Source organism: Streptomyces sp. NPDC006365 (assembly GCF_042870755.1).
Lineage (GTDB): Bacteria > Actinomycetota > Actinomycetes > Streptomycetales > Streptomycetaceae > Streptomyces > Streptomyces xiangluensis.
Window position 1 is genome coordinate 22979 of sequence record NZ_JBIAHS010000027.1, and the last position, 26560, is coordinate 49538.

The following is a 26560-nucleotide window of genomic DNA, read 5'->3' on the forward strand; positions in this document are numbered from 1 at the left end:
CAGGCGGAGGGGCAAGAGGTGCCGCGCGGTGCGAGTGGTGGCGACTCGCGGCGCAGATCCCAGGAAGCCGTTTCGCAGGAGATCTCTGTCCGCGCCCTTCTACGCGCGCAAGCTCGGCGGTGGCACAGGAGCCGGGAGAGGCAGCTGCTCGACGCACAGCTCGGTGTGCACGGAGCCGTGGATTGCGTCGCTGGGGTCGCTGTCGAACGTGCGCCGCTCGTACAACTTCTCGTCGGCGATGGGTTCCGAGCAGGCGCCGCACAGGCGCTGGCGGATCTCCTCGGCAATCTCGTGCGCGCCGGTCGGTTCGCCGAGCGGGCCAGGGTGCTGGTGCAGTGTCAGGAGGGCGCGGGTCATGGTGGCGAGGTCGTACGCGTCACATGCCGGGGAGCCGTCGGTGTATTCCTCCAGGAGCTGGGACGCCAGCACGAGGATGCGGACCGCCAGCTGTCGCATCTCGCCCCGCATGCGGGCTGCGAAGTCCTGCACGTCCGGGACCAGGAGCTGCACATGCCCTTGGAGCTGCTGCTTCAGGGTGTCCAGCTCCTCGCCGGTCGGCAGGCGGGGAGCCCACAGCACTGAGTCGTAGGCCTTTCGGATCGTGTCTGCGTCGAGTGGGAGCAGCGTGTTCTCAGGCACCGGTGTTCGCCTCCGCCGCCGTGAGCCGGCACCGGCCGTCCTTCAGGAGCTGGGCGACCGCGTCGGGGCTGCACAGTGTCTTGGCCTCGTGCGGCGGCACGCACCAATACGAGAAGCCGACGCCAGGGTCGGTGTGCGTGGGGTCGGGTACGCCGAGGTAGGCGTTCGGGCCGAGGCATTCCGCGTCCTCACTGTGGTAGCTCCAAGGCGGGAGGCGGTCGGTGCCTGCCGGTACGAGGGCGTAGTACAGGCCCCACCGGGTATCGGCGAACGCCGGCCCGCCGGGCAGTACCTGACCGAGGTAGGCGTCGATGCCCCGCAGGTCGTCGCTGTCGGCGGCGGCCTGAACGAGGCCAGCGGTGAAGCGGACCGCGGTGAAGCGGACGCCACACCGGAGCAGCGCGACCCCGCCCCTGTCCCACTCCCTGCGGGCCCGTTGCGGATCGTCAGCAGCGGCCAGGAGCCACGGTACGGCCGTCAGCCCCAGATCCGGTCTGGGCTCGACGAGGAAGTCGGTCTGTGGCTGGACGAGCCGGAGAGCGGGTGTGGTGTCCGGGGTCATGCGATGGCCTCCGCGGGTCGGCTGACGTGCCCGAAGGCTGCGTCGAGCTGGTGAGTCGTCACGTCACGGTCCACGCAAGCAGCATCGCGGGGGCGGCTGCGACGCCGGAGCGATGTAAGAGCGATGAAAGAACCGGGCGTTGGTGGGTGCTCTCTGCCAAGGCCGGGGCACGAACAAGGTGGGGCGGTACGGTCCCCCGTAACCTCTCCCGTCACGTCGGATGCTGCCCGGAGCCGATATGGCTGACCGCCGCAAGGACCCCAACGCCTCGTTGCGCGCGGTGCGCGAGAACGAGTTGCAGATGTCCCGCCAGGAGTTCGCGAAGCTCATCGTGAAGACGAGCGAGGAGATGGGCGAGGCGGTTGCCTGCGCTCCGCGCCTGGTGGCGGCGTGGGAGGACGGGGACGTCTCCCTTCCGCGCCCGGTGTACCGGCGTATCCTCACGCGGCTGACCGGGCGCACCATGGATGAGTTGGGATTCCACCTCAGCAGCCCGGCGCGGCAGGTCGCGTCGGCAGCCGTGGCGAACGGGCCGGAACAGGAGCAAGCGGTGGACCGCCGAGCCTTCGTGACGGACGACGCGGGCGCTTCTCTGTCCCTCATCCTGATCGAGCCTGCCGCGGACAAGCCACCGCGCCGGATCGGAGTCAGCGACGTCCGCGCCGTCGACCAAGCCGTCAGCAAGATCTACACGCACGACCATGACTACGGCTCCGTCGTTCTTCGCCGCAGTGCCTCCCAGGCACTGCACACCGCCTATCAGTGGTTGAACACGCGGGTGTTCACGGAGAGGACCGGCAGGCGGCTGCGGTCGGCGACGGGCCATCTGACGATCGCGGCCGGGTGGCTGTCCTACGATTCCGGCCGCCCCGCCGACGCCCGCAGCCTCTACAACGAGGCGTTGGCCGCCGCCCGGATCGCCCACGACCCGGGCCCCTTGAGGGGCACGCCTTCGGCTGCCTCTCGCTCCTGGCCAAGGCATCAGGCCGTCCCCGTGAGGTGATCTCCGCAGCCCAGGGCGCGCAGACAGCGGTGAAGTCGTACGGCTCGGCGCGGATGCTCTCGTTGTTCGCGATGCGGGAGGCCGGTGGCTGGGCGCTGATGGGCGACGCGAGCGCCACAGATCAAGCGATCGTGCGTGCTCACCGCCTGTACGCCAAGGGGCCGAGCGACGCCGATCCTGACTGGCTGGAGTTCTGCACGCCCGCCGAACTGGCCGGGCTCGAAGCCCTCGCGCGGGCAGACCTCGACCGGCACGAGAGGGCCGCGGCCGGGGCTGAGCAGGCCGTCTTGCTGCACGGCGATCAGTTCGCACGCAATCGGGCCTTGTACCAGGCCGACGTGGCCATCCAACATGCGGTGAGGAGTCGCTCATTGGGTGCGGGCCTTGGGATGGCTGGTACGTCATCGCTCCGGTGGACGCGTGTCACAGCTTGCACGTGCGACGGGCGTGGACCGTTCCGGGGCGATGACGCGATCTTCCGCTGTATTCGGAATCAGGTCTCCGGGGCCAGGCAGGCTGGGACGGGGTTGGCGGAGGGCGCCGGGTCGGCGAGGTCGGCGAGGTCGGCGGCGGCGCGTTCCGGGCCGAGGAAGGGGGCCAGTACGGAGAAGGCCAGGCCGGGTAGCAGGCCGGGCAGCTCGGCGGTTCGGCCGGCGGCGATCCGCCGGTAGATCGCGGAGTACACCCCGCCGACCACCATGTCGACCAACTCTTCGGTCGGGACGGGAAGTTCGACCTCGGGCAGGTCGGTGAAGAAGTCCCGGAAGCGGGCCAGCAGCTCCTCGCGTGCCTCCCGCCCGGCCGGCCCGACCGCGTCGATCTCCACGATGGCCATGGCGGCGAATTCGGGCGCTTTGGCGAGGATGTCGAGCAGCGCGCCGAGCCCGGCGCGCACCCGGCCCGGCCAGTCGGAGGCCTGGGCGTGGGCCTCCTCCATGGCGCTGAAGACCAGGGAGGTGCCGTACTGGTGGGCAGCGAGGAAGGCGTCCTCCTTGCCCTTGAACAGCTCGTAGAAGACCGGCCTGGTCACGCCTGCCGCCTGGCAGATGTCGCTGACCCGGGTGCGGGCGTAGCCGACCTGGGCGACGGTGCGGACGAAGCCGTCCAGGAGCCGGTCGCGCTGGTTGGCGGCGACCACCTCGGGCGGGGTGCGGCGCGGTCCACGCCGCAGGGAGCGCTCCGGATCGCGTCCCGTGCGGGTACCGGGCAGCACCAGCGGAGGCCGCGCCGACGAGCCTGCTGCCATTCCGCATCCTTCCTCGAACTTGCGCGCGCCTTCTTGTGCACGTGCCTTGACTTGAATACCCGTCAGGTTTACAACTCTCGCAGGTTTTCTTCTCGTGCGGCCCGCGGTCGTGGAACAGCCGGGGCCGTCAGTGTCACGCACCCTGCAAGGCCGCAACAAGTGCACCGATGTCTCTGACGCCAAGTCAGAGATCGCGCCGGTCCGGCCGTTCCATCTCGTCCGGGAACGGCCATGCGCGGGCCCCTGCCCCACTCCCTCGGAGGGCAGCGGCCCGGCCCTGCTCGTCACCCATACAAGTAGAAGAGGAACCCGCATGCGCAGATACGCCCTTTCCACCCTGGTCGCCACGGCCGCCTCGACGGCCCTGGCCATCCTCCCGGCCACCGCCGCCTCGGCGGACACTGCCGTGCTCACCTACGGCAGTGCCGACGGCAACGCCGTCTCCGTCGGCGACGTACTCACCGCGTCGTTGGCGAGCGGCACCAACGCCACCCTCGCCACCAGCAGCAACGGCACCTCCGGCATCACCTGCACCGAATCGACACTCTCCGCCACGGTGACGGCGAACCCCGCCGCCCCGGGCACCGCCACCGAGTCCGCGACCTCCCAGACCTTCAAAGGCTGCACCAGCAACACCTTCGGCGTCCTCGGGGTGCAGAGCATCACCGTCGATGACCTGCCCTACAACACAGCCGTCTCCTCCGACGGCGCAGTCACGGTGACCGCGGCCCCGGGCAGGGCGATCCAGACCACGGTGGCGCTCTCCACTCTGCTGGGCCCCATCACCTGCGTCTACCAGGCGCCCAGCCTCTCCGCGGTGAGCTCCAACAGCGACAACAGTCTGACCTTCACCAACCAGGAGTTCACCAAGGTCGCCGGCTCGGCGCTGTGCACGGCCAACGGCTACTTCACCGCCACCTACGCCCCCGTGGTCGACAGCAGCGTCAGCGGCTCTCCCGCCGTCTACACCAACTGACAGCCTGTCCGAGAGGACCCCCGTGAAACCGCTCCCGTTCCGAGCGCTCATGGCGATCGTCGCGGTCGTCATGGCGACCGCCCTCGCCACCCCCGCCCAGGCTGATTCCCACAACCCCTACGAGCGCGGCCCGGTCCCGACCCTGGAGAGCATCACCGCCGAAACCGGTCCCTTCGCCATCGCCTCGGTCACCGTGCCGGCAGCCAGCGGCCAAGGCTTCAACAGCGGCACCATCTACTACCCCACCGACACCAGCGAGGGCACCTTCGGTGCCATCGCCATCATGCCCGGCTTCCTCGCCTCGCAGTCGGACATCGCCTGGTACGGACCCCGGCTGGCTTCCCAGGGCTTCGTGGTGATGACCCTGAACACCAATGCGCTGTGGGACTTCCCCACAGACCGCAGTAACCAGCAACTCGCCGCACTCACCTATCTGACGGCCCAGAGCACGGTGAAGAACCGGATCGACCCCGACCGGCTGGCCGTGATGGGCTGGTCGATGGGCGGCGGCGGCTCGCTGCAGAGCGCGGCGAGCACCCCGTCGCTCAAGGCGGCCATCCCGCTGGCACCCTGGGACCTCAGCGACGTCTCCAGCCGGATCACGGTCCCCACCATGATCTTCGGCGCCGACGGTGACACCGTCGCCTCCGTCGACGACTTCGCCCTGCCCTTCTACAACGGGCTGGCCAACGCCCCCGACAAGTCACTCATCGTGCTCAAGGACACCGACCACTTCACCTTCACCGACCCGAACACCACGATCGCCCAGTACAGCGTTTCCTGGCTGAAGCGCTTCGTCGACAACGACACCCGCTACGACCAGTTCCTCTGCCCCACCCCCAACGACCCCAACACGGTCGTCCTCCAGATCACCTGCCCGCTGTAACTCCAGCGGATGCAACCCAGCGAAAGCGCCGCAGGCACGGGCCCTCACGGTCATCCGTGCCTGCCGCGAACGCGACCAGGACGGCGGCGGGCAGGGGCGAATCGGACACGGCCCCGGCAGGGGTCCGTGGTCTCTCGCGGGTGTTCTCTCGATCTGTGACATGGAACGTTGAAGAAGTCCAATCATCCCAGGTCAGCGGCCCCAGAGCGGCTTCACCGCCCGCGGTAGGGCGGGTAAAGGGGCAGGGCGAACGCCCCGTAGCCCTTGATCAACACCGCGCCACGGGGAGGCAATGCAGGAGGCGAGGTCAGCTACCTGCGGTTTGCCCACACCGGTTCGTATGTACGCGTCAGAGGGCATCCGCACCCTCATATCCAGGCTCTGGACCGGCTATTGATCGGTGGATCAAGGCCAAGAGGCCGCGCGGACAGGCGTGCGGTCACGGCCGGTGGTCATGCCGATTTCCGACATCAACGACATGGCCGAGCTCTGCGGCGACCGGGTCCGGCTCGTTGCGGTTCCTGCTCACCCGATCGGTGTCGGGGGTGCAGCCAGATAACTGACTACCCATTAGTATCTGACGGGTCATCAGCTCCAAAGCGCGCGGCGTGCGCCGAATCCGCTCGGCCCCGATCGCACACCCCCCTCGATCGCACAGAGGAGCCTCCCCCCATGACGCACACCGTTATCGGCGTCAGCCCGTTGGGTGCACCGGACGCCCGCCTCGTCGCCGCCGTCTGCCGGGCCGGTGGGTCCGGTGTCCTCGACCTCGGCCCGGGCGCCCGCGCCGCCCGCGAGGCCCTGACCCTCGTGCGGCAGTGGGCCCCCGGCCGCCACGGCGTGCGGGTCCCCGCCGACTGTGCGCTGCGCCCCGGAGAGCTGTGGGCCCCGGCGCCCGCCGGAACGCGTCGCACCGCGGACCCGGCCGCAGCCGGACCGTGCACCGTGCTCCTCGCCCCCGACGCGCCCTGGACCGTCGCCGGGGTCCGGGCCGCCGCCCGCGCCGCCGCCGCGGACCCCGCCGTGCTCGCCGAGGTCCGCAGCACCGACGAGGCCGTCCGGGCCGTGGCCGACGGTGTCACCGGGCTCGTCGTGCGCGGCGAGGAGTCCGGCGGCCCCTGCGGCGAACACTCCACCTTCGTGCTGCTCCAGCGCGTCCTCGGCGCCGTACCGGCCGACCTGCCGGTGTGGGCCTGCGGCGGCATCGGGCCGCACACCGCGGCCGCCGCCGTGCTCGCGGGCGCCCGCGGAGTCGTACTGGACATCCAGCTCGCACTGCTCGACGAGGCCGGTACGGCCCCCGCGGCCGCCGGTCTGCTGCGCGCCGCCGACGGCACCGAGACCGTCGTCGTCGACGGCTGCCGGGTGCTCGACCGGAGCCGCCCCGGCCTCCCGGCCGTCCTGCGCGACCGGCCCCTGCCGCTGGGCCAGGATGCCTTTCTCGCCGCCCGGTTCGCCGAGCGGTACGGCACAGTGGACCGCGCCCTCGCCGCCGTCACGGAGGGCATCGACGCCGCCGTGGCGGACGACGGCGCCGTGCTGCGCGGCGGCTCGCCGATGTGCCGGGCGCTCGGCACCGCGCTGCCGGTCGTCCAGGGCCCGATGACCCGGGTCAGCGACCAGGCGCGGTTCGCGGCGGCCGTCGCGGACGGCGGCGGACTGCCGTTCGTCGCGCTCGCCCTGGCCGGGCCCGAGCAGACCCGCACCCTGCTCGAGCAGACCAAGTCCGCGCTCGGCGACCGCTCCTGGGGCGTCGGCATCCTCGGCTTCGTTCCGGAAGAGATACGCACCGCCCAACTGGAGGCCATCCGTGAGCTGCGCCCCAGCCACGCCGTCATCGCGGGCGGCCGTCCCTCCCATGCGGCCGCTCTGGAGGCCGAGGGCATCCGTACCTTTCTGCACGTGCCGTCGCCCGGGCTGCTCGGCCAGTTCCTGGCGGCCGGCGTCCGGCGCTTCGTCTTCGAGGGCGCCGAGTGCGGCGGGCACATCGGGCCGCGCAACAGCTTCCCGCTCTGGGAGGCGCAACTGGCCGTCCTGGAGGACTTCCTCGACGCGGCGGCCGACGACGGTCACACCGATGGCGGTGACACCGCCAACCCACAGGACGTACAGGTGCTGTTCGCGGGCGGCATCCACGACGAGCGCTCCGCCGCCATGGTCGCCGCGCTCGCCGCCCCGCTCACCACCCGCGGTGCCGTCGTCGGCGTTCTGATGGGCACCGGCTACCTCTTCACCGAGGAGGCCGTCGAGTGCGGCGCCATCCGGCCGCTGTTCCAGCGCGCGGTCTTGGACGCCAGGTCGACCGCGCTCCTGCACACCGCGCCCGGCCACACCACCCGCTGCCTGCCCAGCGCGTTCAGCGACACGTACCAGGAGGTCAAGGACGAGCTGCGGACTCAGGGGATACCCGAGCGGCAGGTCTGGCAGGAGCTGGAGCGGCTCAACGTCGGCCGCCTGCGCATCGCCAGCAAGGGCGTCGAGCGGGTCGGCGACGAGCTACTCGACGTCGACGAGGAGCGCCAGCGCGAAGCGGGCATGTTCATGGCCGGCGAGGTCGCCGTGCTCCGCTCCGCCGTCACCACCGTCGCCGCCCTGCACCACGCGGTCACCGACGGGGCCGCCGACTTCTACGGGCGCCGCACCGCCGAACTCGCCGCTGACGTCCGCGACGCGGGCGGTACGGTACCCGCGCGGAACCCGGCCCCCGCTCCCGAACCGCTCGACATCGCCGTCGTCGGCATGGCCGGCATGTTCCCCGGCGCCGCCGACCTGCCCGCCTACTGGGCCCAGGTGCTCGCCGGGGCCGACGCGATCACCGAGGTCCCGGACACCCGCTGGGATCCCGCGCTGCACTTCGGCGCGGACGCCGAGGCGGACGACGTGTCCGCGTCCAAGTGGGGCGGTTTCCTGCCTCCGATCCCCTTCGACCCGCTGGCCTACGGAATCCCGCCCGCCTCCCTGGCCGCCATCGAACCCGTCCAGCTCCTCGCCCTGGAGGCGGCCAGGCGGGCGCTCGCCGACGCCGGGCTCGACCGCCGGGCCTTCCCGCGCGAGCGCACCTGCGTCGTCTTCGGTGCCGAGGCGGGCAGCGACATCTCCGGCGCCGCGACGCTGCGCAGCGTCCTGCCCTCGTACATCGGCCGTCTTCCCGAGGACCTGGAGGAGCAGCTCCCGAAGTTCACCGAGGACTCCTTCCCCGGCATGCTCGCCAACGTCATCGCCGGCCGGATCGCCAACCGGCTCGACCTCGGCGGCGCCAACTACACCGTCGACGCCGCCTGCGCCTCCTCCCTGGCCGCCGTCGACGCCGCCTGCAAGGAACTGGCCTGCGGTGCCGCCGACGTGGCCCTGTGCGGCGGCGCCGACCTGCACAACGGCATCAACGACTACCTGCTCTTCTCCTCCGCGCACGCGCTGTCGCCCACCGGTCGCTGCCGCACGTTCGACGCGGCCGCCGACGGCATCGCACTCGGCGAGGGCGTCGCCTGTCTCGTACTCAAGCGCCGCGCCGACGCCGAGCGGGACGGCGACCGGATCTACGCCGTCATCGAGGGCGTCGGCAGCGCCAGCGACGGCCGCTCCCTCGGCCTGACCGCGCCCCGCCCCGAGGGCCAGCGCGCCGCCCTGGAACGCGCCTACGCGCAGGCCCGCGTCTCGCCCGCCGAGGTCGGCCTGATCGAGGCCCACGGCACCGGCACCGTCGTCGGCGACCGCACCGAACTCGGCACGCTCACCCGGCTGTTCGAGGAGGCCGGGGCCGCGCCCGGCAGCTGCGTCGTGGGCTCCGTCAAGTCCCAGATCGGGCACACCAAGTGCGCCGCCGGTCTCGCCGGACTGATCAAGACCGCGCTTGCCCTGCATACCGGGGTGCGCCCGCCCACCCTGCATATCGACGTGCCCAACCCCGTCTGGTCCGGCCCCGACAGCCCATTCGTCTTCCACAGCGAGGCCCGGCCCTGGGCCGAGCCCGCCGCCCGCCGCGTCGCCGGGGTGAGCGCCTTCGGATTCGGTGGCACCAACTTCCACGTGGTGCTGCGGGCCCACGCCGACGCCGGAGCGCCGCCGCGCCAGAGCCACGACGTCTGGCCCGCCGAGCTGTTCGTCTTCCGCACCCGCGCAGCGGCCGAGGAACTCGCCGGCCTCGCGGCGAGCGGCCACTGGCGGCTGCGGGACCTGGCGCGTACCGCCGCACAGCGCGCGGAGACCGGCCCGGGCCCGCTCCTCGGTGCCGTGGTCGCCGAGTCCGTCACCGAACTCCCGCACCTGATAGGGGACCTCCTCGACGGCACGCCCGGGAGAAGCGGAGTGTTCCCGGCCACAGGCGCCCCCGCCGGGGCGGCCGACAGCGAAAGCAACGACGGTGGCAAGGTGGCGTTCCTCTTCCCCGGCCAGGGCAGCCAGCGCCCCGGCATGTTCGCCGAGCTGTTCACCGCCTTCCCCGAACTCGGCCGCCACCTGTACCACGCCCCGGCCGCCGTCCTCTTCCCGCCCGCCGCCTTCGACGCCGCCGAACGCGCCGCACAGGCCGCCCGGCTCACCGACACCCGCCACGCCCAGCCCGCGCTCGGGGCGGTCGGCCTCGCCGCGTACGACACCCTCACCGCGGTCGGTGTCCGCCCCGACATGGCCGCAGGGCACTCCTACGGCGAACTCGTCGCACTCTGCGCCGCGGGCGCCCTCGACCCCGACACGCTCGGTGACCTCAGCCGGGAGCGGGCCGAGGCGATCCTCGCCGCGACCGGCGCACAGGGGCCCGATCCCGGCACCATGGCCGCCGCCGTGGCCTCCGCCGAGCAGGTGACCCGGGTGCTCGCCGGGGCAGGCCTGGCCGAGCGGGTCGTCGTCGCCAACCACAACGCGCCCGCGCAGAGCGTGCTCTCGGGCCCGAGGGACGCCGTCGCCGAAACCGTCGACGCGCTCGCCGACGCCGGGTTCGCCGTCCGCCCGCTGCCCGTCGCCTGCGCCTTCCACAGCCCGCTCGTCGCCGGGGCCGTGTCCCGCTTCGCCGAGATCCTGACGGCGTACGCCGTGCGCGGCCCCGAGTTCCCGGTCTGGGCCAATCTCACCGGCACCCGCTATGCCGGGGACCCCGCCCAGGTACGGGCCGACCTCGCCGAGCAGATCGCCGCCCCCGTCCGTTTCGCCGAGCAGATCGAGGCGATGTACGACGCCGGGGCGCGGATCTTCGTCGAGTGCGGGCCCGGCACCGTGCTCACCGGTCTGGTCGGCCAGATCCTCGGCGACCGGCCGCATGTCGCCGTCCCGTTCGAACCCCGGCCCGACGCGGGCCTGCGCGGCCACCTCGAGGCCCTGGCCCGGCTCGCCGCGGCCGGTGTCCCGGTGGCGCCCGCACGGCTCTTCAGCGGACGCGACACGGCACTCGCCGACCCGGCCGCCGTGCCGGAGCGGCCCGGCTGGACGGTCGACGGCCACCTCGTACGCACGGCGGACGGCCGGCCGGTGCCGGGAGCGCTGCGCCCGGCCCGGCGCATCTCGGGCATCCCGCGGGCCGGAGAGCGGACCAGTGAGGCGACGACGATGGGCGAACGGGAAGAACTGCTCCGGGAGTTCCTGCGCAACAGCCGGGAGATGCTGGCCGCACAACGGGACGTGCTCCTCGGCTACTTCGGGGCTCCGCCCGCGCCGCAGGCGGCTCCGCCGGCCCCCGAACCCCTTCCGGCCCCGGCTCCGGCCGCTCTCGCTGCGGCTCCGGCCCCCGCTCCCGCTCCGGTGGGGGTGGATGTGCTGGCCGAGGTGCTGGCGGTGATCGCGGAACGTACGGGATATCCGGTGGAGATGGTGGGGGCGGAGTCGGATCTGGAGGCGGATCTGAGTGTGGATTCGATCAAGCGGACGGAGATCGCCGGGGAGCTGGGACGGCGGCTGCTGGGCTCGGGTGCGGATCTGCGGTCGTTGCCGGACGCGGACCTGGAGGAGCTGACCCGGGAGCGCACCGCCGCCGGGATCGCCGACTGGCTGCGGGCCCGCGCGAAGGCGCTCGCCGACCCGGACCCGGCACCCGCCCTCGCCACCTCGGCCCCCGTCGCCGAGGAGTCCCCCGCCCCGCTCACCGGCCGGGCTCCCCGCCGCTATCTGCTGCGGCCCGCCCCGCTCGACCCGGCGCCCGTGCCCGGCGCCGAAGGCACGGCACAGCTGCGCGGGAAGCGGTTCCTGATCGTCGCGGACGACACGCCACTCGCACGGGCACTTGTCACCCGGCTCACCACACTCGGCGCGCTCGCCGCCCGTGGCGGCCCGGACACCGCACAGCTCGCCGGGCACACCGGCCCGGTCGACGGAGTGCTGCACCTGGGCGCTCTCGCTGGTACGGAACAGCAACTGCTGCCCGCCAAGCTCACCGTGCTCCAGGAACTGCTGCTGCGCGGCCCGCGCCGGCTGCTCTGCCCCCGCCTCCCCGACGACACCAGCGGCCTCGACGGCTTCGTGCGCACCGCGGCCCGCGAATACCCCGACACCGTGGTCCGCACCGTGGAGCTCGACCCCGACGAGCCCGCCACCGAGCAGGCCGAGGCACTCGTCGGGGAACTGCTGGCGCCCGACCGGGAGCCCGTCGTGCTGCGCACCTGCGGCGTCCGCCGCGCCCCGGTACCGTACGAGAGCCCTCTGGGCCCGCCCGTCTCCTCCGGCGCCGGGCCCGCCTCCTCCGGCGCCGCCGCAGCCGCGGCACTCGGGCTCGGCCCGGAGTCGGTCGTCGTCCTCGCGGGCGGCGCACGCGGCATCACAGCCCGGTTCACCCTCGCCCTTGCCGCCGCCGCACGCTGCCGGGTCGAACTGCTCGGGCGTACGCCGCTCGACGACGGCACGGGCGGGCATCACGAGCCGGCCCACGCCACCGACCGGCCCGCGCTGCGTGCAGCGCTCGCCGCCCGGGGCGGTCTGAGCACCGCCGAGATCGACCGCGAAGCGGGCCGCGTCCTGGCCCGCCGCGAGATCGCCGCGACCCTGGCCGAGGTACACGACGCGGGCGGCCGGGCCAGATACCGGGCACTCGACCTGCGGGACGCGGAGGCCGTGCAGCAGGCGGTCAAGGAGACGTACGCGACGTACGGCCGGATCGACGGGGTCGTACACGCCGCCGGAGTGATCGAGGACCGACTGCTCGCCGAGAAGGACCCCGTCTCCTTCGAACGGGTCTACGGCACCAAGGTGGACGGCGCCCGCGCACTGCTCTCGGCTCTCCGGCGACTTCCCCAACTGCCCGCCTTCACCGTCATGTTCGGCTCCGTCGCGGCGGTGTACGGCAACCGCGGCCAGGCCGACTACGCCGCCGCCAACGACGCACTCGCCCGCCTCGGCCGCCTCTGGCGCGCCGACACCGGCAGCCGTACCGTCACCGTGCACTGGGGCCCGTGGGCACCGGACGGGGCGCACGGCGGCATGGTCGGCCCTGAGCTGGGCCGGGAGTACGCGCGCCGCGGCATCGAGCTGATCGACCCGGAGGAGGGCGTGCTCGCGCTGCTGCGGGAGCTGGCCTGGGGCGAGCCGGAGACCGACGAGGTCGTCCTGACGGCGTCGGGCCGGTGAGCCCCACGATGCGACCGACCGCCCCTCAGCGCCGGCAGCCCGTCGCCATCGTCGGCATGGCGGTGACCCTGCCCGGCGCCTGTGACCTGGCCGCGTTCTGGCACAACCTCGTCACCGGCGCAGACGCCATCTCCGAGGTGCCCAAGGCCCGCTGGGACGCGGACACCTACTACGACCCGGACGGACGGCGCGGCCTCGATGGCGTCTACTGCCGCCGCGGCGGCTTCGTCGACGGGCTCGACGCGCTCGCCGCCTTCGACCCGACCGTCTTCGGACTCATGCCGGACTCCGTGCCCGGCACCGAACCCGACCAGCTGATCGCACTGCGCACCGCCGCGGCCGCGCTCGCCGACGCGGGGGAGGCCGCACTGCCCGAAGACCGCTCCCGGGTCGGTGTCGTGCTCGGCCGCGGCGGTTATCTGAGCGACGGGCTCGCCCGACTCGACCAGCGGATGCGTACGTCCGCCCAACTGGCGCGCACCCTGCACGAGTTACTGCCCGAGCTGGACGGCGAGCGGCTCGACGCGGTACGGATGGCGTTCACGGCCGCGCTCGGCGGGGAGCAGAGCCCCGAGTCGGTGATCGGCCTCGTGCCCAACTTCGCGGCGTCCCGGGTCGCCAACCGGCTCGATCTGCGTGGCCCCGCCTACACCGTGGACGCGGCCTGCGCCTCCTCGCTCGTCGCACTCGACCAGGCCGTCGGCGCGCTCGCCGCGGGCAGCTGCGACGTGATGCTCGCGGGCGGCGTACACCACTGCCACGACATCACGCTCTGGTCCGTCTTCAGCCGGCTGCGGGCGCTGTCGCCGTCCCAGCGGATCCGCCCGTTCCACCGGGACGCGGACGGCGTGCTGATGGGCGAGGGCACCGGCGTGGTCGTACTCAAACGGCTCGCGGACGCGCGGCGCGACGGCGACCGGATCTACGCCGTCGTCCGCGGCGTCGGCGTGGCCGGCGACGGCCGGGCCGGCTCCCTGGTCAACCCGGACCCCGGCGGCCAGGCCCGCGCCGTCCGGCTCGCCTGGGCGGCGGCGGGGCTCGACCCGGCGGCACCGGGGTCGCTCGGCCTCCTGGAGGCGCACGGCACCGGAACCCCCGGCGGCGACCGGGCCGAACTGGCCGCGCTTGCCGAGGTGTTCGGGCCGCCGGACCCGGACGCCGGGCCCGACGCCGTGATCGGCTCCGTGAAGTCGATGATCGGCCACACGATGCCGGCGGCGGGTGTGGCGGGCCTCGTCAAGGCGGCCCTGGCGGTGCACCACGGCACGCTCCTGCCGACCCTGCACTGCGACGACCCGCACCCGGCGCTCCGCGTCACCCGCTTCGCTCCGGCCCAGCAGGCCCGGCCCTGGGACGGGGACGTCCGACGTGCCGCGGTCAGCGCCTTCGGCTTCGGCGGGATCAACGCCCACGTCGTCCTGGAGTCGGTACCGGAGCCCGTACCTGCACCCGCATGGGCGCCTGCCCCGGCGTCGGCTCCCGCACCGGCATCGGCCCCGGCCGTCGCGCCTGCGGCCCCGGCACCCGGCGGCCCGGGCGCTGGGCCTGCTGCCTGCGCGGACCGTGCCGAAGTGACCGAGCCGCCCCGGCTGTTGCGGCTCGCCGCCGCGACCCCGCAGGACCTCGCCGAACTGCTCGACGCCGACGACACCGAGCTGCGCGCGGCCGCCGCCGAGGGCGGAGCGAGGGGAGCCGGGGGCGCCCGCGTCGCCGTCCTGGACCCCACCGACCGCCGCCTCGCCCTGGCCCGCAAGGCAGTCGCCCGCGCCCGGACATGGGGCGGCCGGAGCGACGTCTGGTGCGCGCCGCGGCCGGTGCTCGGCACGGGCGGCGGGAAGATCGCCTTCCTCTGCCCAGGGCTGGAGGCCGAGTTCGAGCCGCGGGCAAATGACGTCGCCCGCCACTTCGGCCTGCCGGCGCCGCACTGGCCGGACGCCCGCGTGGGCGACGTCGCCCGGCACGGCGCGGCCGTCGTCGGCCTCGGCCGGCTGCTCGCCGGAGCGCTCGCCCGGATCGGCGTCCGGCCGGACGCGCTGGCCGGGCACAGTGTGGGTGAGTGGACGGCGATGGCGGTCGGCGGGATGTACGCGGACGCCGAGGTCGACGCCTTCCTGCGGGACTTCGACCCGGCCACGCTGCGCGTCCCAGGGCTCGCCTTCGCCGCGTTCGGCACCGGTGCGGACCAGGTGGACGCCGAGCTCGCGGCGTACCCGGACGTCGTCGTCTCGCACGACAACGCGCCCCACCAGACCGTCGTCTGCGGGCCTCACGACCAGGTCGAGGCGCTCACCGGGCGGCTGCGCGGCGCGGGAGTGCTCGGTCGGCTGCTGCCCTTCGAGTCCGGCTTCCACACGCCGATGCTCGCCCCGTACCTCACCTCCATCGAGAAGGCCGCGCGCGGCTTCACGCTGCACCCGCCCCGGGTGCCCGTCTGGTCCGCCACGACCGCCGCGCCCTTCCCGGCCGACGAGGCCGCGGCGCGCGCACTCTTCCTGCGCCACCTGCTCGAACCGGTCCGCTTCCGGCAGCTCACCACGGCCCTGTACGACGCCGGGTTCCGGGCCTTCGTACAGCTGGGCCAGGGGCAGCTGCCGGCTCTCGTGGACGACACCCTCACCAGCCGCGCGTGCCTGACGCTCAGCGCCAGCACGCCCCGGCACAGCGGGCTTTCGCAGCTGTACCGGGTGGCCGCCGGACTCTGGTCGCACGGTGCCGAGCCGGACTTCGCGGCGCTGCGGGCGGGGACCACGCCTCGATCGACGGCGGCGCCTGCCCGTACGGCGGAGACCGACCCTACGGCGGAGACCGTCCGTACGGCCACGGAGAGCCCGCGAGCCGTCCCCGCCCCCGTCACCGTCCCCCTCACCCTCGGCTCCGGGCTCGTCTCGCTCGACGCCGCCACCCGGGACCGGCTCCGCCGCACCCTGCGCGAGGCACCCGCACCCGGGCTGGACCGGCTCGCGGCCGTGGCCGCGCGGAGCCCCGTGGCGGCCGAACTGCGCTCGCTGCTCGGCGAGACGGCGGACACGGCAGCGGAACTGGCGGAACTGTTCGCCGCGGCAGCGGCCCCGCGCCGCACCGCGCCCGCGGCGCGGCCCCCCGAGCCCTCGGCGACCGGGGTGCCGCCGCCTGCCGTCACCCCCCGCGCCACCACCCTGCGCATCGCACTCGACACCATGCCGTACCTCGCCGACCACTGTTTCTTCCGGCAGCCCGCGCACTGGCCCGAGATCGCCGACCGCTGGCCCGTGGTGCCCGCCACCACCCTGGTGCAGCACATGATCGACGCCGTGCCCGGCCCAGGGAGGGCCGTGGCCGTGCACGACGCCCGGTTCCTGCAGTGGACCGTCGCCGCCCCACCCACCGAGGCCACGGTCACGGTCCGGCCCGAGGGACAGGGGCGGTACGCCGTGGAGTTCGGGCGCCACGCCCGCGCCACGGTCGAGACCGCCCACGGGCACGACACCGCGCCCCGCCCACGGCCGTGGCGGACGGACGCCCCGGAGAGCCGTCCGGCTGTGTCCGCGCGGCAGATGTACGACGACCACTGGATGTTCCACGGGCCGCGGTTCCGCGGCGTCACCGAGATCGGCGCGCTCGGCGAGCGGCACGTCCGCGGTGTCCTGACCACCCCGTCCGCGCCCGGCGCGCTCCTCGACAACGTCGGTCAGCTGCTCGGCTACTGGCTGATGGCCACGCACCCCGACCGCACCATCGTCTTCCCGACGGGCGTCGAGGAGATCCGTTTCCACGGCCCGCCCCCGGAACAGGGCACCGCACTCGACTGCCACATCAAGGTCACCACCCTGACGGACACCGCCCTGGTGGCTGACGCGCAGCTCGCCCGCGACGGCGAGGTCTGGGCCGAGATCCGCGGCTGGCGGGACCGGCGCTTCGACTCGCCGCCCGAGGTCGATCCGGTCAAACGATGGCCCGAGCACAACACGCTGTCGGTCACCCAGGAGGGCGGCTGGCAGCTGGTCTTCGAACGCTGGCCCGACCCCGCATCCCGCGAGATATACATGCGCAGCCAGCTCGCGGGCCCTGAGCGCGAGCAGTACGCCGGGCACCCCCCGCGCGGCCGGCGCCAGTGGCTGCTCGGCCGGATCGCCGCCAAGGACGCCGTACGCCGCCACCTGTGGGCGCACGGCGCGGGCCCCGTCTTCCCCGCCGAGATACGGGTCGCCAACGACCCCGGCGGCAGACCGCGCCCCGAGGGCGTACACGGCAGAGAACTCCCGCCTCTGGAACTGTCGCTGGCGCACTGCCGGGAGGCCGCCGTCGCACTCGTCCACCCCGCCGCCGACAGCCCTGGCACCGGCACCGGCATCGACATCGAGGAGATCGTCGAGCGCCCCGAAACGGCCTACGACGCCATCCTCGCCCCGGACGAGCGGGCGCTCTTCACCGCGCTCGGCGGCGGCCCCGGCCGGCTGACCCGGTTCTGGGCCGCCAAGGAAGCCGCGGCCAAGGCCGAGGGCACCGGACTGGGCGGCCGACCGCGGGACTTCACGGCGGTCGAGGTCGAAGACGGCGCCCGCGCCCTCACGGTCCGGGCACCCTCCGGCCGGCTGCGGCGCATCCGGCTCGCCGATGTGACCAACCCGCCGGGGCTGCCCACCCGTACCTACACCGTCGCTTGGACCGAGGAGAGCCCATCGTGACCAGCCCCGCCACCACCGACCCCGCGTACGCCGCCGTCCTCGCCGAGATCACCGACGCTCTGCACACGGTCCTCGACGACCTCGAACTGGACGACACCCCGATCACCTCCGACACCCGCTTCGTGGAGGACCTCGACCTGGAGTCCATCGACCTGGTCACGCTCACCGCCGAGCTGGGCGGGCGCTACGGCGACCGGGTCGACTTCCCCGCCTGGTTCGCCTCGCTCGAACTCTCCGACATCATCGGTCTGACCGTCGGACAACTCGTCCAGTACATCGCGGGGTGCCTGCGGTGACCATGATCGAGGCGAGCGGGATCCGGCTGAACGTGGAGCGGCTGAGCGGCGCACCCACCCCGGCACCGGGCCCGCCCCAGACGGTCGTCCTCGTGCACGGCATCGCCACCGACAACCTGACCAGCTACTACTTCACCATCGCGCCCGCGCTCGCCGCAGCCGGACACGACGTCGTGATGTACGACCAGCGCGGCCACGGCCGCAGCTCCCGCCCGCCGCGCGGCTACGGCATCGAGGACTTCAGCGGCGACCTGGACGCACTCCTCGACGCCCTCGCCCTGGAAGGGCCCGTCCACCTGATCGGCAACTCCTTCGGCGGCACCGTCGCCCTCGCCTACGCGCTGCGCCGCCCGGAGCGGGTCGCCGGCATCCTGATGCTCGAGTCCGAGCCGCCGACCGCCGCCTGGGCCAAGAAGATGAGCGGCATCCTGGCCGGCTCCGCCCACCAGCTCCACGACGAGCGCACCCTGCCGTGGATCGAGGAGACCTACGGCCGCCACGAGGCCCGCCTGGTGCGCTGGGCCACCCGGCTGCTGCACGGCACCTCCATCGCCGAGGACATCGGGTCCTGCCCCGTCCCCGCCGAGGAGTCCTGGCAGAGCCTGCACGTGCCGGTCTGCGCGGTGTACGGCGCTACCTCCGACCTGGCCGACACGGCGCCCTGGCTGGAATCGCTGCTGCCCCGCTGCCGCACCCTGACGGTGCCCGGGCACGGGCACTCCGTGCTCGTCGGCACCCCCGAGACGGTCGTCCCGCTGCTGCTCGACTGGCTACGGGACGGCCACCGGGAGCTGGTCGCGCCGTGAGCCGCTTTCTGTTCGTCGTGCCGCCCCTGGTCGGACACGTCAACCCGGCGGTCAGCGTGGCCGCCGAGCTGACCAGGTGCGGGCACCGGGCCGCCTGGGCCGGACTGCCCCGGTTCGTCGGGGAACTGGCCGGGCCCGACGCCGAGGTGTACCCGTGCGACGTGCCCACGCTCCCGGAACGTCCGGCTGCCCTGCGCGGTGCCGCAGCCTTGCGCTTCCTGTGGGAGGAGTTCCTCGTGCCGCTCGCCGGGGCGATGGCGCCCGGTGTGCGCCGCGCGGTCGAAGGGTTCCGGCCCGATGTCGTCGTCGCCGACCAGCAGACCCTCGCCGGTGCCCTCGTCGCCGAGCGCCTCGGGGTGCCGTACGCCACCGCGTCGACCACCCCGGCGGAGTTCAGCGACGCCCTGGACGGCATGCCGAAGGTGGCTCAGTGGACCGCCGGGCTCGTCGCGGAGCTGCGCGCCCGCCTCGGCGACCCGGGGTGCACCCACGATCCGCGCTTCTCCCCCGACCTGGTGCTCTCCTTCACCACCCCCGAACTCGCGGGCCCGGGCCCTCAGCTGCCGCAGCTGCGGTACGTCGGTCCGGCGTTCACCCGGCGCCCGGCCGCCGACTTCCCCTGGGAGTGGCTCGACGAGCACCGGGCCACCGTCCTGGTCTCACTCGGCACTGCCAACACCGGCCTGGGGGCGCGTTTCCTCGCCGAGTGCGCGGCCGCCGCGCGGGAGCGCGGGCGGCGGCTGCAGGCGGTACTCGCCGACCCCGGGGGGGTACTCGACCAAGAGTCCGACGCCGACCTCCTGGTGCTGCCCCGGATCCCTCAACTGCCGCTCCTGCGCCGGGCGTCCGCGATGGTCAGCCACGCCGGGCAGAACACCGTCGCCGAGAGCCTGTGGCACGGCGTACCGCTGGTGGTCGCGCCCATCCGGGACGACCAGCCACTGATCGCCGGCCAGGTCACCGGCGCCGGCGCCGGAGTGCGGGTGCGCTTCGGTCGCGCCGACCGCCGACGGATCGGTGCCGCCCTCGACGCCGTACTCGACGGGCCCGCCTACCGCGCGGCGGCCCGGCGCGTCGGGGACTCCTTCCGTGCGGCGGGCGGGGCGGCTGCTGCGGCGGCGTACCTGGAGAAGTTCGCGGCACAGAAGCCACGGGAGCCGCAGGAGTCACGGGAGCGGTGAGCGACCGACCGGCAGGGCGACCGCCGTGCCGAAGAGTGGAACGAGAGGAGACCACGGACATGGCCACCACGAACCAGCCCCCTGACACCCCCGACACACCCGCCCCACCGCCCCCTGCTTCCGACGCCGAACGCGTCGCCCGCCTGCGCCCCGCGTACCAGGCAGAGCTGGCCGACGGCATCGCCCGGTTCTTCGAGCCGCGCCGCACCGACTGCCCCTGGTGCGGCGCGCGGCAACTGCGTCGCCGCCTGCGCACCAAGGACCACCTGCAGCGAAAGCCCGGCACCTTCACCCTGGACCAGTGCCGCGACTGCGGACACACCTTCCAGAACCCGCAGCTCAGCGCGGCCGGACTGGACTTCTACTACCGGGACTTCTACGACGGCCTGTACGCCGAGAAGATCGGCGGCGCCCTGGACAGCGACGCCGCGAGGGAACGCAACCGCGACCGGGCCGTGGCCATGCGGCGGCACTCCCGGCCGAAGCGCTGGCTGGACGTCGGCACGGCGGGCGGTGACTTCTGCCTGGCGGCCAAGGAAGCACTGCCCGGCACCACCTTCGACGGGCTCGACATCGGCGCCCATGTGCTCGGGGCGCAGCAGTCGGGGCGCATCGAGCGGGCGTACCAGGGCTTTCTGCCCGACCTCGCGGACGAACTCGCCGGCCAGTACGACGCGGTGAGCATGTTCCACTGCCTGGAGCACACCACGGACCCGCAGGCCCAACTGGCCGCGGTTCACACCGTGCTCCGCCCCGGCGGCCACCTGATCATCGAGGTACCCAACCCGGAGTCGCCCTTCGGCCGCCTCTTCGGCCGGTACTGGCTGCCGTGGTTCCAGCCTCAGCACCAGCACTTCGTGACCATGAGGAACCTGCGCCGGGCCCTCACCGAGCTGGGCTTCACGGTGGTGGCGACGGACCGCGAGGAGTCCCATATCCCCGTGGACTTCACCGCGTTCGTAGGGCTGTACGTGCTGCGGCTGCTGCCGTTCCGCGACGAGCCCTGGCTGCCCGGGCCCCCGGGCCGTCTCGGCACCGCGGTCACCAAGACGGTCTTCTGGGCGGGCATACCGTTCTGCTTCCCGATGTACGCCCTGGACCGGCTCCTCGCCCCGCTGATCCGCCGCAGCCGCTTCTCCAACGCCTTCCGGGTGATCGCCCGCCGCGAGGAGTGACCAGCCCAGCACGAGCTGGGACTGGAGAAGTGGAAAGACGCCATGTGGAAGGTGGACCCTTCCTACGGCGTCCGCTACCGCGCCCCCAGGGACACCCAACAGCAGATGCTGAATCTCGTATTCGAACCCGATACGGGTCCGCTGCGACGCATCCTGCGCGACTTCATCTTCGAAGCTCCCGACGGGCGAACCATCCCAGAACTCAAGCGATACGCCCTCTTGGAAACCGTCTACCAGCCCGGCAAGGTGATCGATGCCGTCCGACAGCTACGCAACGCGGGTGCCGTAACGACGGAACCTCGTGCCATCAACACCAAGACGCGCGTGCACCTGGCCGCGACACCTCCGACGCCCAGCCCGTCAGCCGAGCAGGGCGCCCTCTGGTGAGCGGGCCCCAAGAGCACATCAGGGAATGCGAGCCAGGAAACGGCATCGATCGGCACGAGCTGCACAGACGGGTCCTGCCGGGGCACCTTGTCCAACTGCACGACGGGCATCGCCGGAGCAGCCCCGCGATGCCCGTCGCATCAAGTCCCCGTCCACGCAGACTCCCCGTCGGTGCACGGCGGCAGAAGCACCTCAGGTGTCACGCCGGTGTCACCAACCCCGTAGACTCTCCCGGATCTCAAGGATTCCGCCCACGCAAACCGCACCGTTTCGCACCACGTGGACGCCAGAAGACGGTTCTGACTACCTGTGCCAAGTGGTACCCAGGGAGGGACCCAAGATCAGGACGGGAGCCTCTTCTGGCCCGTCAAAGCGGTATTGCAGGGTGTTCGACGGTGTATCACTCACGCCCCAGACCCTCTCACGTATCACGAAATCTCACACGGCCCGGGGGAAGCCGGCGACCCTTGACCCTCTCGGCGCGACACGTCCGGCACCGCCGGAACCCTCGGGGTTCCGGATACGAGTTCTCCGGCGTGTACGCGTGGCCGTGAGGACAGTGCGTCCTCCTGGCTCGCGCGCTTTCCCAGTCCCTGCGCCGCAGAGCTACCTGCTTTGGCACGGCTTCCAGGTGGTCCGGGTTGCAGCAAAGTGTGTAATGCCGTCCCCAGGATCGGCATGACGCACCTGGAAGCCTTCCGGGATCTCCCCGACCAGCAGCCTGAACACCACACGGTGGACAAGCTGTGTCTTTCCCTCGTAGGAAACTTGGCCGTAGCCTGACGGCCCCTCCCCCGTTTTAGCCACCGGTCCACAGTCGGCAGCCGGTCTCCGGGTCCACCTCGGTCTTGGCTGCCATACGGCTGGGCAGGTCGCTCGGTCGGTGGGCCGCCTGACTCACGCTTGCCCTTCCGTCGCAGCACCGTGCAGGCCGTGCCACGTTGTGGCGGCTCCGCGGAGATCTTCTACGTCCGGCTTCACGTACCACCTCTTGGTGGTCTTCACAGGACCGACGGTCCGCACCGATTGCTCGCATCCGTCACGGCCTGATCCGCCAGGCGGGTCAGGCGGTCGAGGCGCTCCGCGCTCACCGGACCGAGGGCGAGCCGGTTGCCGCCCAGACAAAGGACTTCCGCGAGCGCTTCCCGCGCGACCAGCGGCCGGACGACGTGCAAGTAGTGCCGTCCCGGCCCAGCCGCCGTGATGGCGTAGGCGAGCACAAGTCGGCCCGAGGCAGGGGTGAAACCGACAGGTCGATGTCCTTTCCATGGGGAGCGACCGCCCGAGCTACAAGCCACCGGCCGCGTGGGGAGATGTCGTTGGGTGCGCCGGGATACGGGACCGGGGAAGCGAGCGAGGCGGCGAAGACCGCGACCAGGTCGTGCGGGACGCTGGCGCTGAAGCTGGCGCACCTCGTCATCAGGGCGGTCTTGAGGCTGTACAGCTCGGCGAGCCCACCGGCGAAGCGTGCACATGGGCGGCTGCTCCTCAGACTCGTCGAGTTCCTCCGGCCACGGCCACGACATGGGGGACATGGGCGGAATGGACATCAGCGGCAGCGGCACGGACGGAACGTGCAGCACCCCGTCGGCCTGGTTCTCCGGCGGGGGCATGCCAATGCGTTCATGCCTCTGATCTGGGGCAGCCCTCAGCTCCTCGGTCGTCTGACCATCCGGGCAAGGTACCGCGCTGCCACGCGTTTCCACTTTCCAAGCGGCAGCACTCATGGACACCCATCAGGTGGCACCCTGCTCCAGTAGCTTCTTGAGCGTTTCCTCGTCGCGGGGCAGCTCCTTGCGAGCCTGCGGACGGAGCACCAGGGGCACGAGAACCTTGCCCACCCCACGGGAGTCGAAGTCCAGGGCGACCGTCAGGCGTGAGCGCGCTCCGTTATCGAGCGGCTCGATCGTTCCGTGGACCTGTCCTCTGGCGGGGCCCTCGATGCCGCGCATACGCCAGCATCTCGGCGGATCGAATTCGGTCACCTCCATGAGCATCGGGAACTCGCGGCGGCCCAGCCGCCAAGTCGCCCTGATTCGGGAACCCACACCTATCGGGGCATCGCCCACCCGATGCGCGGATGCGGCGCTCTCCTGCCATTCCGGCAGGTGGGAGGGGTCGGTGACATACGAGAAGACCTCCTCGGGGCGGCGATCGATGTCGACAGTTTCCTTGATCGCGGACATTCTTGGCCCCCTCTGCAGGGTCATGGAAATGATCTCACCGGTTCGCTCGACCTGCCAGGCGAGCAGCCAGGAGTCACCGGGACTCGTACGGCGGCCCGCTCCCGTGGCCGGCCATGCCGAAACTGCCTCGTAGGGCAGCTTGCCTGGAGGCCGTACGAGAACAGGGCGGCGGGATGATCCTCAGCTCCGTTGAGGCCTCGGCGGCCTCCCTGGCGCACAATCACCCACGACAGTGCCGGATGAAGGAGAGATGCAGGGGGCTGTGTCCCCAGGCCATGTCTCAGCCTTCCGTGATCGCGGCCCGGCCGAGTTGGTGGTACCCGGCGTTGGGGAACAGCCCGGTGGCGGTGGCAAGGCGCACGTTGTAGTTGAAGATCGCTGTGACTTCCACGATGTGCAGGATGTCCGCGTCGGTGAACCCTGCCTCCAGCAGGCGGACGCTGTCGTCTTCATCGCACGCCTCGGGCGTCTGGGTCAGCTTGACGGCGAAGTCCAGCATCACCCGGTCCTGGCGCGCAAGCTCGACGTGACGGTAGTTGGCAGCCAGGCGGTCGACCAAGGCGGCGTCCTTGGTGCGCAACCGCAGCGCGGCGGCGTGCGCGGCCACACAATAGGGGCAGCGGGCCTCGGCCGAGACAACCACGGCGATCATCTCTCGTTGGGTCTTACTCAGGCCCGACGGCCCGCGCATCAGCTCATCGAAGTAGCGCCACCAGCCGACGAAATGGTCGGGAGTGATCGCCAGCAGTCGCGCCACGTTGGGCACGAACCCAATCTTCTGCACGATCGGATCGATCTCGGTGGCGACCTTCTCGGGCAGGCTGTCTGCCGACGGCACGGTGATCCATGCCGGGTTTTCGGTGTTGGCGGGGGACACGGGCACTGCTCCTTCCGTAGGGCGTTGGTTCCCGGCAAACGGAGTGCCGGCCAGGCCGCTGTGCGGACGCCTGGCTGCCCGTGACACCGACCGTCGTTTCGTTGGTCGCCTCCTTGTGCCGTGCTCCTTACGGCGGCGTCGAATTTCACTGAAGGGGCCCCGTTGGACACCGAACGTCGGGCCGCGTCCGCAGTGCGCCCAGCATGATGCGAACCATCGTTGGGACGTGGAAGCCAACTGGCCGGCGGAGGATACGTGCACGGGAGCTGCCGATGTCGTTCAGCTGCCGTTCCTGCAGCGTCAGCAGAGTGCGAGCGGCGACCAACTGCTCTGGATCGCATACCTCCAGGACTCCGCGCGCGCTCTCCAGCGCTGTGTGAGCGCGGGTGCACATGTCCTGTAGCAGAGCGCGCACGTTGGCGGTGTCCCGGCCCTGTTCGAGTTCGGAGCGGGCCACGGCGTGCAGGGCCAGGGCGTCGGCGGGCATACACAGGCGTCCGGCCGCCAGATCCGCCCTCAGATCGTTGATGAAGTCCAGGCGTTGAGCGAACTCGGCATAGGCCCGCCACGTTCGGGCCGCTGCGTCGTCGGGGCCGCCCCGGTATTGGAGACCTGCCGAGCACATCAGCAGGGGCCAGGTATAGCGATCCACATACTGGCCGAACTCCGCCTCGTCGGCGAAGCCTGTGAAGTCCGGCTCCAGCTCGGCGGCATCCAGCAGGCGCCGCATCCACGACGGGCACAATCCCCGCACCGTCATGGAGTTCACGAAGGCCCGCACGATCGGATAAGGGCACGAGCCGTCCGACACCTCGCGCCGTGCTTGGGCGAGCCAGTCTGCGCGCCGTGCTTGGGCGAGCTCGGTGTTACCTCCGTCGGCGAGGTCGTCGGTGCGGTTGGCGAATGCGAGCCCGGCCAGCAGGTGCGGCTGCAGAGCCGGCGGGGCCAGCACCCGGACTCCTGCGTAGGGTCCGGTGTCGCGGTCACGGATGAACCGCGCGCACTGGGTGTAGTCCTGGCGCAGCCGCTCGCCGCGAATGTCAGCGGCCTCCAGGGCCGTACGCCAGGTGGCGAGCTTGATCACCGCGTGGCCACCTTTCCGAAGCGGCGCGAGCGGTGGCGGTAGGTTTCGATGGCGTCGCGGAACTTCTCCGGTGTCATGTCGGGCCACAGATCGGGAAGGAACACCAACTCTGCGTAGGCCATGTGCCACAGCAGGAACCCTGACAGGCGCATTTCCCCGGACGTGCGGATCAGCAGATCCACCGGAGGCATGTCGGGATGGGGCAGGTGCGCGGCAAGGGTCCGCTCGCTGATCTGGTCGGCCGGAACGCCGGCGGCGACGATGGAGCGGACCGCGTGCACGAGATCGCTGTGGCCGCCGTGATTCAGGGCCACAGTGACCGTCATGCCCGTGTTCGAGGCCGTCATCGCGGCGGAACGGGCCATCGCGGAGCGCAGGGACAGCGGCACCTGGTGGTGCGACTGTCCCAGGTAGCGGATGCGGATCCCCCGGCGGTGCCAGCTTTCGAGGTTGGCCTCGATGAACTTCTCGATCGCCCGCATGATCAGGGCGACCTCGGCTGTCGGCCGCGCCCAGTTCTCCGTGGAGAACACATACATGGACAGCCATTCAAGACCCATGTCGTCGGCTGTCTCGACGATCCGCCGAGCGGGGTCGGCCCCGTGGTGGTGACCGTCACGGCGCACCAGGCCGCGCGCTTCAGCCCATCTGCCGTTCCCATCCAGGATGCACGCCACATGGCATGGATCGGTAGAGAGCATCACTAAACGACCTTTACGCTCAGAGGCAGTCCTGTCTCCATAGATATGTGGCGTAAGGCATCTATGCCATCCAGCAGGGGCCAGGCGTGCCACATCGGGTGCCACAGCCGGGGTCTCCAACAGTCAGCGAGGGACAGCGGCGGGCGCAGTCGGCACAACCCGCTCTGGGATGCGGGCGCCTGCAGGGCAGAAGAATGCCGCCCGCGGTCACGAGTACTTACCTCCGGCGCAGGCCGCACGCACACACCCTCGACGGCCGGATCCGGCCTCTTCTGCGGCAGTCTCTTGCGCCGCCCCCCATGCGTCGTGGCGCGTCGGGTCCCGTGGGCTCCCCGCGATACGCCGA

At 72.2% G+C, this 26560-nt stretch carries 19 protein-coding genes and 1 pseudogene; 10 read left to right on the forward strand and 10 right to left on the reverse strand.

The window, feature by feature from the left end; genetic code table 11:
• Positions 1–99: 99 nt before the first annotated feature.
• Together ACFYO0_RS42245 and ACFYO0_RS42250 are read right to left on the reverse strand one after the other, a co-directional pair.
• Positions 100–639: a DUF6415 family natural product biosynthesis protein gene (locus ACFYO0_RS42245; protein WP_388686975.1), complete on the reverse strand. Its 540-nt coding sequence runs from the start codon at positions 637–639 to the stop codon at positions 100–102.
• On the reverse strand, positions 632–1201 hold the full coding sequence (locus ACFYO0_RS42250) for a hypothetical protein (RefSeq protein WP_388686977.1): 570 nt from the start codon (positions 1199–1201) through the stop codon (positions 632–634). The genes ACFYO0_RS42245 and ACFYO0_RS42250 overlap by 8 nt, the downstream gene beginning before the upstream one ends.
• Positions 1202–1439: 238 nt before the next feature.
• On the opposite strand from ACFYO0_RS42250, the gene ACFYO0_RS42255 reads away from it, so the two are divergent.
• The gene (locus ACFYO0_RS42255) at positions 1440–2204 is read left to right on the forward strand and encodes a hypothetical protein (protein ID WP_388686979.1); all 765 of its coding nucleotides are present in this window, start codon (positions 1440–1442) and stop codon (positions 2202–2204) included.
• A gap of 493 nt (positions 2205–2697) precedes the next feature.
• On the opposite strand, the gene ACFYO0_RS42260 is transcribed toward ACFYO0_RS42255, so the two are convergent.
• The gene (locus tag ACFYO0_RS42260) at positions 2698–3450 is read right to left on the reverse strand and encodes a TetR/AcrR family transcriptional regulator (RefSeq protein WP_388686980.1); all 753 of its coding nucleotides are present in this window, start codon (positions 3448–3450) and stop codon (positions 2698–2700) included.
• Positions 3451–3763: 313 nt separating this feature from the next.
• Here ACFYO0_RS42260 and ACFYO0_RS42265 point away from each other — a divergent pair, with 313 nt between their 5' ends.
• The 9 genes from ACFYO0_RS42265 to ACFYO0_RS42305 all read left to right on the forward strand — a co-directional run bounded on the left by ACFYO0_RS42265 (position 3764) and on the right by ACFYO0_RS42305 (position 21366).
• Positions 3764–4426, forward strand: a complete 663-nt coding sequence (locus ACFYO0_RS42265) for a Tat pathway signal sequence domain protein (protein WP_388686982.1) — start codon at positions 3764–3766, stop codon at positions 4424–4426.
• A 49-nt stretch (positions 4427–4475) separates the two neighbouring features.
• On the forward strand, positions 4476–5312 hold the full coding sequence (locus ACFYO0_RS42270) for a dienelactone hydrolase family protein (RefSeq protein ID WP_388686983.1): 837 nt from the start codon (positions 4476–4478) through the stop codon (positions 5310–5312).
• A 672-nt stretch (positions 5313–5984) separates the two neighbouring features.
• Positions 5985–12857 (forward strand): SDR family NAD(P)-dependent oxidoreductase, encoded by a 6873-nt coding sequence (locus tag ACFYO0_RS42275; protein WP_388686985.1) that lies wholly within the window; start codon positions 5985–5987, stop codon positions 12855–12857.
• 8 nt (positions 12858–12865) lie between these two features.
• Entirely contained in the window at positions 12866–17521 is a 4656-nt protein-coding gene (locus ACFYO0_RS42280; RefSeq protein WP_388686987.1) for a beta-ketoacyl synthase N-terminal-like domain-containing protein, read from the forward strand.
• Entirely contained in the window at positions 17518–17817 is a 300-nt protein-coding gene (locus ACFYO0_RS42285; protein ID WP_344466045.1) for a phosphopantetheine-binding protein, read from the forward strand. The genes ACFYO0_RS42280 and ACFYO0_RS42285 overlap by 4 nt, the downstream gene beginning before the upstream one ends.
• 2 nt (positions 17818–17819) lie before the next feature.
• A complete protein-coding gene (locus ACFYO0_RS42290; protein ID WP_388687106.1) occupies positions 17820–18623 on the forward strand; it encodes an alpha/beta fold hydrolase in 804 nt (267 codons plus the stop codon).
• Positions 18620–19804, forward strand: coding sequence for a glycosyltransferase (locus ACFYO0_RS42295; RefSeq protein ID WP_388686989.1), 1185 nt, complete (start codon positions 18620–18622; stop codon positions 19802–19804). The genes ACFYO0_RS42290 and ACFYO0_RS42295 overlap by 4 nt, the downstream gene beginning before the upstream one ends.
• 59 nt (positions 19805–19863) lie before the next feature.
• Entirely contained in the window at positions 19864–20979 is a 1116-nt protein-coding gene (locus ACFYO0_RS42300; RefSeq protein WP_388686991.1) for a class I SAM-dependent methyltransferase, read from the forward strand.
• Positions 20980–21021: 42 nt separating this feature from the next.
• Complete coding sequence (locus tag ACFYO0_RS42305) at positions 21022–21366, forward strand: hypothetical protein (protein ID WP_388686992.1); 345 nt, start codon at positions 21022–21024, stop codon at positions 21364–21366.
• A 309-nt stretch (positions 21367–21675) separates the two neighbouring features.
• Here ACFYO0_RS42305 and ACFYO0_RS42310 read toward each other — a convergent pair.
• The 7 genes and pseudogenes from ACFYO0_RS42310 to uppS all read right to left on the reverse strand — a co-directional run.
• Positions 21676–21774, reverse strand: a pseudogene (locus ACFYO0_RS42310) (3-oxoadipate enol-lactone hydrolase); the annotation flags it as partial.
• Between the two features lie 198 nt (positions 21775–21972).
• Positions 21973–22173, reverse strand: a complete 201-nt coding sequence (locus tag ACFYO0_RS42315) for an HNH endonuclease (RefSeq protein ID WP_388686994.1) — start codon at positions 22171–22173, stop codon at positions 21973–21975.
• A gap of 194 nt (positions 22174–22367) precedes the next feature.
• Positions 22368–22586: a hypothetical protein gene (locus tag ACFYO0_RS42320; protein ID WP_388686996.1), complete on the reverse strand. Its 219-nt coding sequence runs from the start codon at positions 22584–22586 to the stop codon at positions 22368–22370.
• Between the two features lie 516 nt (positions 22587–23102).
• Positions 23103–23552, reverse strand: a complete 450-nt coding sequence (locus tag ACFYO0_RS42325; RefSeq protein WP_388686998.1) for an SRPBCC family protein — start codon at positions 23550–23552, stop codon at positions 23103–23105.
• Positions 23553–23832: 280 nt separating this feature from the next.
• On the reverse strand, positions 23833–24429 hold the full coding sequence (locus ACFYO0_RS42330; RefSeq protein ID WP_388687000.1) for a peroxidase-related enzyme: 597 nt from the start codon (positions 24427–24429) through the stop codon (positions 23833–23835).
• A gap of 145 nt (positions 24430–24574) precedes the next feature.
• The gene (locus tag ACFYO0_RS42335; RefSeq protein WP_388687002.1) at positions 24575–25513 is read right to left on the reverse strand and encodes a phytoene/squalene synthase family protein; all 939 of its coding nucleotides are present in this window, start codon (positions 25511–25513) and stop codon (positions 24575–24577) included.
• Positions 25510–26214 (reverse strand): polyprenyl diphosphate synthase, encoded by a 705-nt coding sequence (gene uppS, locus ACFYO0_RS42340; RefSeq protein ID WP_388687004.1) that lies wholly within the window; start codon positions 26212–26214, stop codon positions 25510–25512. Before uppS ends, ACFYO0_RS42335 begins: the two co-directional genes overlap by 4 nt.
• Positions 26215–26560: the final 346 nt, after the last annotated feature.